The 14,478-nt window shown below is 71.4% G+C and carries 15 protein-coding genes; 9 read left to right on the plus strand and 6 right to left on the minus strand.

Annotated features, from left to right (window positions below):
* Positions 1-51 precede the first annotated feature (51 nt).
* The gene (locus A4R43_RS05945) at positions 52-870 is read right to left on the minus strand and encodes a hypothetical protein (protein WP_113691385.1); all 819 of its coding nucleotides are present in this window, start codon (positions 868-870) and stop codon (positions 52-54) included.
* Positions 867-1,190 carry a hypothetical protein gene (locus tag A4R43_RS05950; protein WP_113691386.1) on the minus strand — a complete coding sequence of 108 codons (324 nt, stop codon included), beginning with the start codon at positions 1,188-1,190 and terminating at the stop codon, positions 867-869. Before A4R43_RS05950 ends, A4R43_RS05945 begins: the two co-directional genes overlap by 4 nt.
* 184 nt (positions 1,191-1,374) lie before the next feature.
* On the opposite strand from A4R43_RS05950, the gene A4R43_RS05955 reads away from it, so the two are divergent.
* The 6 genes from A4R43_RS05955 to A4R43_RS05980 all read left to right on the plus strand — a co-directional run bounded on the left by A4R43_RS05955 (position 1,375) and on the right by A4R43_RS05980 (position 7,184).
* A complete protein-coding gene (locus tag A4R43_RS05955) occupies positions 1,375-2,430 on the plus strand; it encodes a WXG100 family type VII secretion target (RefSeq protein ID WP_113691387.1) in 1,056 nt (351 codons plus the stop codon).
* Positions 2,427-2,792 carry a hypothetical protein gene (locus A4R43_RS05960; protein ID WP_113691388.1) on the plus strand — a complete coding sequence of 122 codons (366 nt, stop codon included), beginning with the start codon at positions 2,427-2,429 and terminating at the stop codon, positions 2,790-2,792. The genes A4R43_RS05955 and A4R43_RS05960 overlap by 4 nt, the downstream gene beginning before the upstream one ends.
* A gap of 112 nt (positions 2,793-2,904) precedes the next feature.
* Positions 2,905-3,126: a DUF485 domain-containing protein gene (locus A4R43_RS05965; protein ID WP_162788335.1), complete on the plus strand. Its 222-nt coding sequence runs from the start codon at positions 2,905-2,907 to the stop codon at positions 3,124-3,126.
* Positions 3,123-4,646: a solute symporter family protein gene (locus A4R43_RS05970; RefSeq protein ID WP_113691390.1), complete on the plus strand. Its 1,524-nt coding sequence runs from the start codon at positions 3,123-3,125 to the stop codon at positions 4,644-4,646. The genes A4R43_RS05965 and A4R43_RS05970 overlap by 4 nt, the downstream gene beginning before the upstream one ends.
* Positions 4,643-6,412: a thiamine pyrophosphate-requiring protein gene (locus tag A4R43_RS05975; protein ID WP_113691391.1), complete on the plus strand. Its 1,770-nt coding sequence runs from the start codon at positions 4,643-4,645 to the stop codon at positions 6,410-6,412. The genes A4R43_RS05970 and A4R43_RS05975 overlap by 4 nt, the downstream gene beginning before the upstream one ends.
* Positions 6,402-7,184 (plus strand): IclR family transcriptional regulator, encoded by a 783-nt coding sequence (locus A4R43_RS05980; protein WP_113691392.1) that lies wholly within the window; start codon positions 6,402-6,404, stop codon positions 7,182-7,184. Before A4R43_RS05975 ends, A4R43_RS05980 begins: the two co-directional genes overlap by 11 nt.
* On the opposite strand, the gene A4R43_RS05985 is transcribed toward A4R43_RS05980, so the two are convergent.
* The gene (locus tag A4R43_RS05985) at positions 7,147-8,604 is read right to left on the minus strand and encodes a benzaldehyde dehydrogenase (protein ID WP_113691393.1); all 1,458 of its coding nucleotides are present in this window, start codon (positions 8,602-8,604) and stop codon (positions 7,147-7,149) included. The two genes, A4R43_RS05980 and A4R43_RS05985, sit on opposite strands and share 38 nt — an antisense overlap.
* A gap of 158 nt (positions 8,605-8,762) precedes the next feature.
* Between A4R43_RS05985 and A4R43_RS05990 the strand changes: the two genes are divergently transcribed.
* The 3 genes from A4R43_RS05990 (at position 8,763) to A4R43_RS06000 (ending at position 12,651) form a co-directional block, all read left to right on the plus strand.
* Positions 8,763-9,941: a hypothetical protein gene (locus A4R43_RS05990; RefSeq protein ID WP_162788336.1), complete on the plus strand. Its 1,179-nt coding sequence runs from the start codon at positions 8,763-8,765 to the stop codon at positions 9,939-9,941.
* Positions 9,934-11,619, plus strand: a complete 1,686-nt coding sequence (locus A4R43_RS05995; RefSeq protein ID WP_113691395.1) for a hypothetical protein — start codon at positions 9,934-9,936, stop codon at positions 11,617-11,619. Before A4R43_RS05990 ends, A4R43_RS05995 begins: the two co-directional genes overlap by 8 nt.
* Before the next feature lie 87 nt (positions 11,620-11,706).
* Entirely contained in the window at positions 11,707-12,651 is a 945-nt protein-coding gene (locus A4R43_RS06000; RefSeq protein ID WP_113691396.1) for a glutathione S-transferase family protein, read from the plus strand.
* Here the strand turns inward: A4R43_RS06000 and A4R43_RS06005 are convergent.
* The 3 genes from A4R43_RS06005 to A4R43_RS06015 all read right to left on the minus strand — a co-directional run bounded on the left by A4R43_RS06005 (position 12,648) and on the right by A4R43_RS06015 (position 14,478).
* Complete coding sequence (locus A4R43_RS06005; RefSeq protein WP_205215251.1) at positions 12,648-13,124, minus strand: nucleotidyltransferase domain-containing protein; 477 nt, start codon at positions 13,122-13,124, stop codon at positions 12,648-12,650. The genes A4R43_RS06000 and A4R43_RS06005 overlap by 4 nt on opposite strands.
* A gap of 59 nt (positions 13,125-13,183) precedes the next feature.
* Positions 13,184-13,699, minus strand: coding sequence for a lytic polysaccharide monooxygenase auxiliary activity family 9 protein (locus A4R43_RS06010; RefSeq protein WP_113691397.1), 516 nt, complete (start codon positions 13,697-13,699; stop codon positions 13,184-13,186).
* A 248-nt stretch (positions 13,700-13,947) separates the two neighbouring features.
* Positions 13,948-14,478, minus strand: coding sequence for a GNAT family N-acetyltransferase (locus tag A4R43_RS06015; protein WP_113691398.1), 531 nt, complete (start codon positions 14,476-14,478; stop codon positions 13,948-13,950).

The following is a 14,478-nucleotide window of genomic DNA, read 5'->3' on the forward strand; positions in this document are numbered from 1 at the left end:
ACGGTATACACTACGGTACTCAGATCGGGCGCGCGGGAAAAGGGGTAGGGCTCATCCGCCGGTGATGTCGATGCGCACCTCGCCGACGGGGATGACGTACACGCTGTCCCTGCCCTTCTTCCACTGGGCGGGGAGCAGCACGTGGTTGTCCTTGGTGTGGGCGAGCGCCTGCAGGCCGCTGTACCGGAAGCGGTACTTCGAATCGGGCTGGGTGATCGGGTCCACGGCCACGCCCGGCCCGGCGATGGCCAGCCGGTCCACGCTGTAGAGCGTCACCGACGGGCGCGCCGAGAGGTCCATCGCCACCCCGGTCGCGACGCGCTCACCGGTTTGCTCGGCGAACCGCGTGAGGGTCCAGAGCAGCCCGGCGAAGGTGAGCGTGATCAGCAGGACCTTCCGCAGGCTGTCGCGGTCCTGGCGCAGGAAACCGAGATAGGCGAGCAGCGCGGCGCCGGTGAGCAGCGCGATCGGCAGCACCAGGCCGAGCGAGCGCGAAGTGATGATCTGCGTGACCGTGCCGACCGCGGCCAGGGTGAGCAGCACGGCACCGGTGGCGGAAGCCGCGGCGAGCACCACGCCGGTGAACGGGTGGCCGTTGCGCACGACGGGCTGGACCACCCGGCGGTGCACCGTGTGCAGCAGGAGCAGCAGCATGATCGCCAGCACCGCGGGCACCACCGCGGCGTTGAGGCTGCGCAGCACGTAGTCCGCGGTGGCGAAGCCCAGCAGGCTCACGTCGACGCCGAAGTAGGCGAACGTGGACTGCGTGCGTATCCAGCCGAAGTAGAACAGCAGCCCGGTGCCGACCAGTGCCTCCGAGACGATCGCGCCGACCCGGCCGAGCAGCGCGGGCGGACCGGCCTCGGTCACGGCGGATCCGCGGGCTTACCCGGTTCGGGCTCCGGGCCCGGCTCGGGGTCGGGCTTGGGCTTGGGTTCGGGCTCGGGCTCCGGTTCGGGCTCGGGTTCCGGTCCTGGTGTGTCCGTCAGCGTCGGCTCCGGGACCACACCGGTCCGGGTCCGCGTCGGCTTGGGCCCGGTCGGCTTGTGGCCGGACGGCAGGAGGTCCCCACCCGGCGTCGGCTCGGCGGCCGAGGTCGGGGACCCGGGGCTTCTTGGCTCTTCGTCGCACCCCGCGGTGAACGGCAGCACGGCCAGCGCGGCGAGCAACGGCAGGCGGGTGCACTTCATGATGTCCTCCCCTCGCCGTGTTCGTCGCCGGTCGCCACCGCCGCGTCACCACTGGGGCCCGCACGTCAGCCGAATGGTGGACCGGCCGGAATTGCCCGCTCGCCGGTGGGTAATTCGGCCGTCCGGCGGGCGGTGTGCTCGCGGAAGGCTTGCCGCCAGGGGAGTTCGCGGACGAGGAGGCGTGATGACGGGAGCGTTCCGGGTGGAGCCGGACGCCGCGAGATCGGTGGTCCGGTCCATGGAGGACCTGAACGCCACGGCGGCGACGTCGGCGCGGGAGGTCGGTTCGCTGGCCATCGACATCGCCTCGTTCGCGGGCATCGGCAGCGCGGTGGGCAGTGCCAACGCCTCACTCCAGCAGCAGCTCACCGGCGCGCTCGGCCGGTTCGTCGAGCTGATCGGCCAGATCAGCGAATACGTGCGCCTCGCCGCCGACGGGTACACCGCCGCCGACGACGCCACCGCGCGTGGTTACGGCGGCGGCACCGGGCACGGCGGCACGCAGGGCGGCAGCGGAACCCAGTTGCCGGGCCCCGGCCCGCAGCCCGCCACCGATCCGGGCGCCGGGGCACACGCCTCGCAGCAGCCCTCGCTGGCGGACCAGGCCACCTGGCAGGCCGCCTACGCGGGCGCGGACGTGGCCGACGGCATCGGCTGGACCAACGCCTCCAGCCACCTCAAGCACTTCCTGGACAACAGCGGGACCCCGGTCACCGTGGACGCCGACCAGATCGCCCGCGACGTGCCCTCGTTCCGCGGCGTGGTGGACCGCACGGTCACCGAGCAGATGCGCGAACTCGCCGCGGAAGCCGCGCGGACCGGCAACTACGGCACGCCGGTCACCTTCGACTCCGGCTGGCACGGGCACTACCTCGGCCCGGCCGAGAGCAAGAACTGGTACTACGCGATGGGCGGCGTCCAGTACTCGGTCACCGGGGTGGCCACGGTGCACCCGCCCGCGGTGCCGGGCGGCGCGCCGACCATCGAGATGGACTACCGCGCGCACGTGTTCGACCGGTACAACTGGGACGGCGGCAAGGCCACCCAGATCGGCCCGATGACGGTCACCGACGCGTCGCTGGCCGAGCTGCACCGGTCCGGTTTGGCGCAGGAGTACAACATCTCCGGCTCCACCGATCCGCGGCACTACTCCGGCGCGGTGCCGGGCGCCGGCACGCAGGTGGCGCTGCCGCAGAGCCCCGACAACCGCGACGGCACCCGATGGGACCTCCGCCGATGAGCACGCAGGCCGCGACCGCACTGGACTTCGGTGGCATCGTGCTGCCGCCGGGTGCCGAGGTCCTCGGGGTGCTCGACGAGCGCGGCATCGACCAGCTCTACGCCGTCGTCGTCGCGGTGGAACCGGACACAGTGGACAGTCTGCTGGCGGATTCCGGCTTCACCAAGGCGCTCCAGCCGGGCAGGCAGGTCTTCCTGCCGCCGGTGCCCGGCTTCGACCCGGACCGGGGCACCGACATCGCCTCGGCGCAGGACGCGCTGCCCGCCGGCCGGGTGCGCCCGGCGAAGGTGACCAGGGAGGTGCTCGTCGACCGCGGTGACCCGGACCGGCCGGTGGTGCACCTCTGGCTGTTCACCACCTGAAAACCCGCGATTCCGGGGAACGGAACGCGACGGTTGCCGCGAGCGGGCCCGTGCGGTGATTATCGGCGGGTCTTCGAAAGCGGGGTGGCCGGTGCGCGACAACGAATTGGCGGTGCGCAAAAGAATCGCGCTCGTCGGCGGCACGAGTGCGCTCGCGGTGTTTCTCGCGGTGCCCGTGCTGACCGTGTTCACCCCGCTTTTCGACGGCTGGATCGGGCCGGTCGGCGCGGGTTACGTCGCCGGCGCGTTCGCCATTGTCTTCCCGCTCGGCGCCGCTTTCGCCTACAGCCGGTGGGCCGATCGCTGGGAGCGCCGGAACGGGGACGAGCGGTGAACGTGCTCGCGGTGCTGGTGGTCGCCGCGATCGTCGCGGTCACCCTCGGCCTGACCAGCTACGCGGCCCGGCGCAACAAGAGCACCGACGACCACTACGTCGCGGGCGGCCGGGTCAGCGGCTGGCAGAACGGCCTGGCGCTGGCCGGTGACCAGCTCTCGGCGGCGTCGTTCCTTGGCATCACCGGCGCGGTCGCGCTGACCGGGTTCAACGGCTTCTACCTCGCGCTCGGCATTCCGATCGCCTACCTGCTGGTGCTGCTGGTGATCGCCGAGCCGCTGCGCAACCTGGGCCGGTTCACCCTGGCCGACGCGGTGGCGGCGCGGTTCGACGGGCGGCTGCTGCGCGCGGTGCTCGCGGTGGCGTCGCTGATCCTGAGCATCGTCTACCTGGTCATCCAGTTCGTCGGCGCCGGCGTGCTGGCGCAGTTGCTGCTCGGCGTGGAGTTCCCGCTGGCGGTGGTGGTGATCGGGCTGCTGATGACGCTGTACACCATGCTCGGCGGCATGGTCGGCACCACCTACATCCAGGTGTTCAAGGCGATCCTGCTGATCGTCACCGTGCTCGGCCTGCTGGTGCTGATCGCGGTGCGCACCGGCGGGAACCCGCTCGGCGCGATGTTCGAGGCCCGCGAAAACCACGGCGACGGGGTGATCGTGCCCCCGCACGACGACACCGCGACCGGGCTGAACAACATTTCCATGAGCCTCGGCATGGCGCTGGGCATCATGGGCCTGCCCCATGTGATGGTGCGATTCCTGACCGTGCGCGACGCGAAGGCGGCACGCAATTCCGCGCAGGTCGCGATGTGGATTTTCGCGTTGTTCTTCCTGGCTCTGCCGGTATTCGGTTATGCCGCGCTGAACGAGGTCGGCCGGGACCGGATCATCGCCGACAACAAGGCGGGCAATCTGGCCGCGCCGAGACTGGCGGAAATGGTCGGCGGGAACCTGATGTTCGCGATCGTGGTCGGCGTGGTGATGGCGACCATTCTGGCGGTGCTCGCCGGGCTGGCCATCGCCTCCTCCGGCGCGGTGGCGCACGACCTGTACAGCACGGTGCTCAAACGCGGGCGGGCCACACCACGGCAGCAGCTGCTGGTCGGCAGGCTCGCCGGGGTCGCGGTGTCGGCGGTGGCCATCGTGCTGGCGCTGGGTGCCCGCACGCTGAACGTGGCCTTCCTCGGCAACGTGGCCTTCGCGATCGCGGCGAGCACCACCATGCCCGTGTTGCTGCTGACCATCTACTGGCGCGGGTTCAACCGCGTCGGCGCGACCTGCGGGCTGCTCGGCGGGCTGGTCGTCTCGGTCGGGCTCGTGCTCGCCGGGCCGGACGTGATGGGGGCCGATCACCTGTTCCCGCTGTCCATCCCGGCACTGGTTTCGGTGCCCGCGGGCTTCCTGGCCGCCTGGCTGGGCAGCCTTGCCGGGCGGAAGAACGCGGCCGCGCAAGGAACGCCGTACGACGAACTCGCCGCGCGTGCCTTCCCCGGCCGGCGGCGGGCGGAGGTGACCACATGACGTACACGACGAGCCGGGCCTTCCTGGAGGCCCTGCGCGAAGGCGGCGTCGAGTACGTTTTCGCGAACCTCGGCAGCGACCATCCCGGCATCGTGGAGGCCTACGCCCGCGCGAGGGCCGAAGACCGCGCGGAAACCCTGCCGGAGCTGGTCATCTGCCCGCACGAGAGCGTCGCGTTCTCCGCCGCGCAGGGCTACGCGCAGGTCACCGGGCGGGCCCAGGCGGTGCTGGTGCACGTGGACTGCGGCACCCAGAACATCGGTGGCATGCTGCACAACGCGGCGAAGGGCCGGGTGCCGGTGCTGGTGTTCGCGGGCGCGTCGCCGTTCACGCAGGACGGCGAGCTGACCGGCAGCCGCAACGAGTTCATCCAGTGGATCCAGGACGTGCACGACCAGCGCGGCATCGTGCGCGGATACACCAAGTACGACAACGAAATCCGCACCGGTCACAACGTGAAGACGCTGGTGGGCCGGGCGTTGCAGATCGCGCACAGCGAGCCCGCCGGGCCGGTGTACCTGGTCGGCGCGCGTGAGGTGATGGAAGCCGAAGTCCCGCCGCAGGCGCCGCCGCACACCGTGCCGATCGCCCCGGCGGCGCTGGCGCCACAGGTGGCCGACCAGCTCGCCGAAGCCTTGCGCCAGGCGGAAAACCCGATCGTGGTCACCTCCTATCTCGGCCGTGACCCAGCCGCCGTGCCGGTGCTCGCCGAGCTGTGCGAACGGCTGGCGATGCCGGTGCTCGAATCGGTGCCGATGCGCCTGAACTTCCCCGCGGACCACCCGCTGCACCTCGGTTTCCAGTGGAACACCACCGAACAGGACCCGGCGCTCGCCGAGGCGGACGTGGTGCTGGTGCTGGGCAGTGACGTGCCGTGGATCCCGGCCAGCAACCGGCCGCGCGAGGGCGCGCGGATCTTCGTGGTCGACGTCGACCCGCTCAAGGAGCAGATGCCGTTGTGGCACGTTCCCGCCGAGTGCTTCGCGCGTGCCGATCCGCGGACCGCGCTGGACCAGCTCGTGGAGCGGATCGAACCCCGGCCCGACGACGGCCGTCTCGCGCGGGTGACCGCCGAGCACGAACGCCGCTTCGCCGAGTACGCGGCACTGGAACGGCCGGACGGCGAAACGATCACGCCGGAATACCTGCTGGCCTGCCTGCGCGACGCGATCGATGACGACACGCTCGTGCTGACCGAGGCGATCTCCAGCTACCAGGCCGTCGGCAGGCACCTGCGGCGCACGCGGCCCGGTTCGCTGATCGGCTCGGGCGGTGGTTCGCTCGGCTGGCACGCGGGCGCGGCGATCGGGGCGAAACTGGCCGACCCGGGCCGCACGGTCGTCTCGGTGGTCGGGGATGGCAGTTACCTGTTCGGCGTGCCGTCGTCGGCGCAGTGGGTGGCCCGGCGGTACGGCACGCCGACGCTGACCGTGGTGCTGGACAACCGCGGCTGGAAGTCGCCGAAGCTGTCCACGCTTGGTGTGCACCCGGACGGCATGGCGGCGCGGCACGACGACTTCAACGTCAGCTTCGAGCCGGGCGCGGACCTGCCCGGCATCGCCACCGCCGCGGGCGGGGCGTGGGGCCGCACGGTCCGGCATCCGGACGAGCTGAAGGACGCGCTGGCCGAGGCGCTGGCCGCGGTGGCCGGCGGCCGGTCGGCGGTGCTCAGCGTGGAACTGCCCCCGGCGCAGTCGTCCCAGTGGGTGGAACGATCGCTTGCCCGCGAGAGGAACACCGGGTTTCATCACCCGGATGAGCGGTGAATCCGCACCGGCACCGAAGTCGGTGCTGGCGCGAGGCCTGTCCCTGCTCGACGCGTTCACGCCGGGCGAGCCCGAGCTGAGCCTGGGTGAGCTCGCCGCTCGCAGCGGCCTGCCCAAGCCCACCGCCCATCGCCTGCTCGGCGAGCTGGTCGACTGGGGTGCGCTGGAACGCACCGGCCACGGCGGCTACCGGCTCGCCGCGAAGCTGTTCCGCCTCGGCCAGATGGTGCCGCGCTACCGGATGCTGCGGGAGGCGGCGCTGCCGTTCCTCGAAGGACTGCAGCGGACCAGTCGCGAAAACGTGCACCTCGCCGTGCCGGACGACGTGTGCACGCTGTTCGTGGAGAAGCTCAGCGGCAGCGAGTCGATGGTCATCCGGTCCAGGGTGGGCGGGCGCATGCCCGTGCACTGCACCGCCACCGGCAAGGTGTTCCTCGCCTGGGGTGGCCGCGACCGGTTCCGCCGCGCGGTCGACGCCGGGCTGGCGCGGCTGACCCCGCGCACCATCGTGCTGCCCGGCCTGCTGCACAAGGACCTGGAGCGCACCAGGGAACGCGGGCTCGCGATCAACCTGGAGGAGGCCGAGCCGGGCGTCACCGCGATCGCCGCGCCGGTGCGTGGCGCTCACGGTGAGGTGGTCGCCGCGGTGTCCATCACCGGCCACACCCGGCGGCTCGACCTGGACCGCTGCGGAACCGCGGTCCAGGCCGCCGCCGGCGCGCTGACGGCGGCGCTCAGAAGGGATACCCCGCCACGTCCCCGCGCAGGGTGACCCAGCGGGTTTCGGTGAACGCCTCGACGTTGGCCGCCGCGCCGCCGAAGCGGGAGCCGGTGCCGGAGGCGAGCACGCCGCCGAACGGGGCGTGTGCCTCGTCGTTGACCGTCTGGTCGTTGATGTGCGCGATGCCGGTCGGGATCCGCTCGGCCAGCGCCAGTCCTTTTGCGACATCCGGGGTGACGATGCCGAGCGAGAGCCCGTACTCGCTGGCCGCGGCCAGCGCGACGGCCTCGTCGTCGCTGCCGAACCGGGCCACCGGCGCGACCGGGCCGAACACCTCCTGCGCGTAGGCGGGCACCTGCGGCCCGGCGTCGGCGAGCACCGTCGGCCGGTAGAACAGGTCCTGGTAGGTGCCACCGGCGGCCAGCCGCGCTCCACTGTCCACACTGGACTCGACCAGTCGGTGGATCTTGTCGCGCTGGGTGCCGTCGATGATCGGGCCGAGTGCGACCTGCTCGGTGGCCGGGTTGCCGACCGGCAGCCCGTCGGCCTTCTCGGCCAGCCGCGCCACGTACTCGTCGTAGATCGATTCGTGCACCAGGTGCCGCCCGGTGGTCATGCAGATCTGGCCCTGGTGGAAGAACGAGCCCCAGGCGGCGGCGCTGATGCACTGGTCGAGGTCGGCGTCGCCGAGCACCAGCAGCGCGGAATTGCCGCCGAGTTCGAGGTGGGCGCGCTTGAGGTGGCGCCCGGCCAGCTCGCCGACCGCGCGCCCGGCGGCGGTGGAGCCGGTGAACGAGATGACGCGCACGTGCGGATCCTCGACCAGCGCCGCCCCGGCCGCCGCGTCCCCGGGGAGCACGTGCAGCACGCCTTCTGGCAGTCCCGCTTCGGCGAAGACCGCCGCGAGCGCGAAGCCACCGCAGACCGCGGTGCGCGGGTCGGGCTTGAGCACCACGGCGTTGCCGAGTGCCAGCGCGGGCGCGACCGAGCGGATGGACAGGATCAGGGGCGCGTTGAACGGCGCGATCACGCCGACCACGCCCGCGGGGACGCGCCGGACCATGCTGGTCCGCGGTGCTTCGCTGGGCAGCAGTTCACCGAGCGGGCGCGAGGGGAGCGCAGCGGCCTCGTAGCACTCCTGGGCCGCGACGTGCAGTTCGAAGTCGGCTTTGCCGGGGATGCTGCCCGCTTCGCGGACGAGCCAGCCGCGGAGTTCGTCGGCGTGCTCCTCCCACAACTGCCCGGCGCGCCGCAGCACGGCCGCGCGTTCGTGGAACGGGCGCGCGGCCCAGTCGCGTTGTGCCTGGGCGGCGCGTTCGGCGGACCGGGCGATGGCCGCCGGGTCCGCGAGCCCGTGCCTGCCGAGTTCGGTGCCGGTCGCCGGCTCGGTCACCGGGGCGTCGGCGCCGGTCGATTCCCAGCCGCCGGTGAAGACCCGGCCCTGCCACTGTGCTTCGTCGAGTAGTGCCACGGGATGCATGATCCCCCGGATGCGCGCGCGTGGGGAGGGGTGGCTTCCGGTCACCGGAACGCGGTGTCCCGGTCTGTCCCGGACGCTGTTTCCCCTGGTCGGTGCCGGGTCGGTTTGGTTCGTTGTGAGCCGGAGTTGCCGACCGAGGAAGGAACACGATGCCAAGACGTCAGATGACCCGGCTGCGGCGGCGCGGGCTGCCGAAGATCTGGATCTGGGCGGGCTTCGCCGGCGGGCTGAGCATGGGCGCGGTGGGCGCGGCCACCATCACCGCGCTCGCGCAGGACGACCGTCCCCCGGCGCTGGCGGCCGGGATGCCCGCTGACTTCAAGGCCATGCTGGACGAGTATTTGGCGGAGGAGGGCTACCTGCCGGAGCGGCCGCGCGTGGACGGCGGGGTACCGGAAGCCGCCCTGCCCGAGGACGGTTTGCCGGAAGGCGGCCTGCCCGAGGGTGGCTTGCCGGGGGAGGGCGTGCCGGGTGACGGATTGCCGGGGGCGGGGTTGCCCGCTGAGGGCTCACCGGGGGAGGACCTGCCAGGTGTGCCGGTCCCGGTGCCACCGGACCGCGCCGCCCCCGTGCGGGACCGGGACCTCCCGCTGGCCCTGCCCAGCGACCCGATCGCCGCGGTAACCGACCCGGTCGGCTCGCTGGCCGCGCCCGTCGTGGCCGCAGCCGCACAGCCGGTCGCGGCCGCGACCGAACCGGTGGCCGCCCTGGCTGCGGCAGCTGAGCCGGTCGCCGCCCTCACCGCGCCGATAACCGCACCGGCCGAGCCGGTGCCCACCCCGGCCGAACCGGTGGCTGCGCTGGCCGAGCCCGTAACCGCACTGGCCGAGCCGGTTTCGGCCGCGGCTGCGGAGTCGCTCGCCGCGCCCGCGGCGCCCTTCGCCGCGGCCGCCGAGCCGATGGCGTTGTCGGCCGAGCCTGCCGAGCCGCCGAGCGAGCCACCTCCAGCCGCCGTGGTCACGCCGCTCATGGCAGCCCCGGACACGGGGACCGCCCTGATCACCGAGCCCGCGACCGGCCCGACCGAGCCCGAACCGGTGAGCACCCCCGAGCCCGCGATCGGGGAACCGGGCCCGGCCGTCGTCGGAACCTACGAAATCGCCGAGGCGCCTCCGGTCGTAGCGGAGCAGCCCAAGCCCGAACCGAAGCCCGAGCCGCAACCGAAGGCCAAGCCCGAACCGAAGGCCGAGCCCAAGTCCGAGCCGCAAACCGTGGTCGAGCCCGTCGAAGCCGGGCCCGCCGTCGAAACCGGGCCCGCCACACTCGTCGCCGGTGAGGTCGGCCTGGCCGAGGCCACCGCGTCGGAGGGGGTGGCGTTCGGTGAGTGACGAAACCGCCCTCGAAGAGGCTCGCGGCCGCCTGCGCCGGTTGGGTTTCCAGGTTCCGGTGTGGGTGGCGGCCGCCGCGGTGGCGTTCGGCGGGGTGTCCACGGCCGCGCCGGGCATCGCCGCCGCCGCGCCGCCCAGTGCGTCCTCCGGCGCGGACGACGACCGCAGCCTCCGCCAGAAGCTGGCCGAACTGCGCAAGCTGGCGCGGCAGGGGTCCATCTCCTCGGGCGTCCACGTCAACCGGCTGATCGACGCGATCGCGAAGCACTTCCCCGGCTGCGTCGGCAAGTGCCTCGCCGAGAAGATCGCCACTTCCGGCTCGGTTCCCTCCAACGGGCTCCAGTGGCTGAAGCTCGGCGCCGAATGCGTTTCCGAGTGCTACCTCAAGGGCAAGATCAAGACCCCGGACCAGGCCAACGACGAATGGATGAAGGCCAAGGCCGAGGAGAAACGCGCGCGCAAGGAACTCAGGAAGGCCAGGGAGTCCGGCGCCGACACCACCGAACTCGAGGAGAAGTACAAGAAGGCCCAGACGGCGACGCGGAAGGCGGAGAAGGAGCACATCCGTGCCGTCGACCGGCACACGGTCGCGAAGCGGGTCAGCGAGTACATCACCGAGCAGGACGCGGCGAAGCGGAACACCGGCCAGGACGGCGACGACGGTGACGCGCCGCCCAAGACGGTCAAGCCGACGAAGTCGCCGGACGGCGGATCGGGCTCGGCCACCAAAACCGGTGGCACGCCGGCCGAGCCGGAGACGAAGACGCCCAAGGCGGTCGCCCCGAAGGTCCGGACGCCCGGCGGCCGCGGTGGCGGCGGGGCGGCGGCGCTGGCCGTGCTCGGCGAGCTGGCGGGGCAGAAGTACCAGGACTACCTGAGCAAGGAACACCAGAAGGTGCTGGCCAGGGCGCTCGAAGACCCGAAGCTGCGCAAGAGCATCGTCGATTACTACAACGGGTACCGGAAGGACAATCCTTTCGGGCAGCTGATCCGGCCGTTCCAGAAGACCGGTTTCAGCCACGGCGCGGCGATGGACACCGCGCCCTCGCTGATCGAGTTCCAGAAGAAGCTCGACGCCCAGCTGAAGCTCGCGAAGGACCGGGCGGCGAAGTCCAACGCCGATCCGCTGTACCAGCAGGCGGCGCGGCAGTGCGGTTGGAACGACACGTGCACGACGGATCGGACCCGCAAGCTACGCGCGCAGGCGGAGCAGGCCAGGAACCGGGATGCGGTGATCGCGGACAAGAAGACCGCGTCGACGCCGAAGGTGCGGTCGGAGCGGCAGCGGCACATCGACAAGCAGGCGGAGTTGGATCGTCAGTCGCGGGAGCAGTTGGGCAAGAATGGTGACAAGGCGGTAGCGAAGCCTGCCAAGCCCAAGACGAAGGTCCAGTCCGAGCGGCAGCGGCATATTGACAAGCAGGCGGAGTTGGATCGCCAGTCGCGGGAGCAGTTCGGCAAGAATGGCGACAAGGCGGTCGCGAAGCCTGCCAAGCCCAAGACCAAGGTTCAGTCCGAACGGCAGCGGCACATCGACAAGCAGGCGGAGTTGGATCGCCAGTCGCGGGAGCAGTTCGGCAAGGACGGTGACAAGGCGGTCGCGAAGCCTGCCAAGCCCAAGACCAAGGTGCAGACCGAGCGCGAACGTCACATCAAGAAGCAGAGCATGGCAGCCTGATCCGAGGGGGTGAAGGACACGAATGTGGCTTTCGGGGCGCCCAACGCTCCGAAAGCCACATTCGTGTCGCCGGTCTAGGGTGGGGGCATGGCGGAGGAGTTCAAGCGGGCACCCAACCACTTCCGCGGCCGGGCGCTGGCCGACGGGTCGTCGCCGTGGCCGGTGGAGCCCGGGCGCTACCGGCTGGTGGTCAGCCGCGCGTGCCCCTGGGCCAGCCGCGCGATCATCGTGCGGCGGCTGCTCGGGCTCGAGGACGCGATCTCGCTCGCGGTGGCCGACCCGATCCAGGACGAGCGCAGCTGGCGCTTCACCCTCGACCCCGACGGCCGCGACCCGGTGCTCGGCATCCGCTTCCTCGCCGAGGCCTACCACGCCGCCGACCCGGACTACGACGGCGGCATCAGCGTGCCCGCGCTGGTCGACGTGCCCAGCGGCAAGCTGGTCTCCAACGACTACCCGCAGCTCACCCTGGACCTGTCCACCGAATGGACCGCCCACCACCGCGAAGGCGCACCCGAGCTGTACCCCGAGCCGCTGCGCGACGAGATCGACGCGGTCAACGAAGTGGTGTTCCGCGACATCAACAACGGCGTCTACGCGATCGGCTTCACCCGCGACCAAGCCGCCTACGACCGCCGGTTCAACCGGCTCTTCGACCGCCTCGACGAGCTGTCCCAGCGCCTGGAGACCCGCCGTTACCTGGTCGGCGACACGATCACCGAAGCCGACATCCGGCTGTTCTGCACCCTGGTCCGCTTCGACGCGGTCTACCACGGCCACTTCAAGTGCAACCTGCTCAAGCTCACCGAAATGCCGGTGCTGTGGGCCTACAGCCGCGACCTGTTCCAGACCCCCGGGTTCGGCGACACCGTGGACTTCGACCACATCAAGCGGCACTACTACGTCGTGCACGACAACATCAATCCCAGCGGGATCGTGCCCGCCGGGCCGGATCTGTCCGGCTGGACCACCCCGCACGGCCGGGAGGCGCTGGGCGGGCGCCCGTTCGGCGACGGCACCCCGCCGGCCTAGAACGCCGTGGTGACCCCGAATTCCGCGCGCAACTGGGCCATGTCGTGCAGGTCGCGCTCCCGCGGCTGGTAACCCTTGTGGAACCGCAGCTGCTGCTCGACCGAAAGGCACGGCACCTCGATGCCGTCGATGCGACCGGTGACGAAGCAGTCGGCGGGATAGGTGAAGGTGCCGCCGTTGTTGTCGGCGGCCTGCGCGGCCGAGCCGTCTGCGGCGAAGCGGACCGGATGCATGTCCAGCTCGGCCGGGCCGTTGAGCACGAACCGCACCGGCCGCAGGTCCAGGGCTTCGGTGAAACCTTCCTCCGCCAGCGCGGCGGGTTCACCGTCGCGGTCGTGGATCAGGTCGAGGTCGGCGTGCGGCCGGGTCTGCCTGCCGACCAGCGCGTCGATGCCCCAGCCGCCGCCGATCCACACCCGTGCGCCCGCCTCGCCGAACCGGCGGAGCAGGTGCAGCACGAGCTTGGCTTCCACGATCGGCGAGTTTAACGGGGGAGCGGGGGCGCCGCGTGGTGGCCGCCCCCGCTCACCGGTCAGCTGACCTGCAGGTCGATGCAGGCGTAGAAGGCGTTCGCCGTGTCGGCGACGTTCCAGATGGCCAGCACGGTCTGGCGCCCGCTGTTCGGCAGGTTCACCTGGTGGGTGACCGTGGCGGGCGGCTGCTGGCCGCCGCCGTCGATGTCGGCGACCTTCTGGCCGCCCACGTAGTACTCGTAGTTGGCGGTCCGGTGCCGCGCGGTGAAGGTCCAGGTGAAGTCGACCGTCCGGCCGACTTCGGCGGCCTGCCACGGCTTGCTGTTGTCGTTCAGCTCGGCGAACTGCGGCACCCCGCCGTTGCACTCGCGCAGGCCCTTCGGGCCCTCGACGCTCTGGGGTTCGTACTTGATCGCACCGCATTCGACCACGCCCTGCGCGCACTGCGCCTGGCGGCTGGCCGGGGAGTTCACGTAGCCGTGGGCGCTGGCCGTACCGGCCGGAATGGCCACCAGCGCGACCGGGGCGAGCGCGGCACCCAACGCGGCGGCGAGCAGTTTCCTCTTGGCGGTCATGTCAGCTCCTTAGGGGAACCGTTGGTGGGGAGGGGATTTGGCGTACTACGGCGGTTTTCCCGCTTGCCAACGTGGTCTAGACCATACGCCCGGTGGTTGGCATGGTCAAGAGATGTCAAAATCTTGTCTGGGTTGGTGACTTGCCGACGCAAGTAGGTTGTGTCACCGTGGAAACCCGGCTACAAAAGGCGGGTTCGGCTCCCGGTGATCCGCCGACGGCCGAATTCACAGTCCACTGTGGACCGTGACTACCAGGCGTCGCCGTTGCGCCAGTCGCAGATCAGCGCGCCGGTGAGGTCGAGCGGGACGGTGCCGGGCAGCACGAAGACGCCGTCGTCGTCCTCTTCGGTGCGCCGCACGCCATCGGGCGCGAACACCGAAGTGGGGCCCTGCCAGCGCTGCCAGCCGCGCGCGGCGTAGAAGGCGGCGCCTTCGTCACTGGCGCTCAGCGCGCCGAGTTCGTAGGCGCCGCGCGCGATGCGTTCCAGCTCGGCCATGATCGTGCCCGCGTGACCACGCCGCCGGCGATCGGCGCGGACGGCCACAGCCTCGACGTACCCGGTGCGCAGCGCCCGTCCGCCGTGCGTGAGGCGCCGCTGCACGATCGAGCCGTGGCCGATCAGCGCGCCGTCTTCCCAGAGCATGACATGCATTCCGCCGAGCGAGTGATCCCAGTCCTCATCGGAGAAATCGCCCTCGAACACCTCGTCGAGCAGCTTGCGCACGGTGACCAGCTCGGCAGTGGTGAGGTCGGCGGTGTGGGTGATGCGGAGGGGCAA

This window comes from Amycolatopsis albispora (assembly GCF_003312875.1).
GTDB lineage: Bacteria > Actinomycetota > Actinomycetes > Mycobacteriales > Pseudonocardiaceae > Amycolatopsis > Amycolatopsis albispora.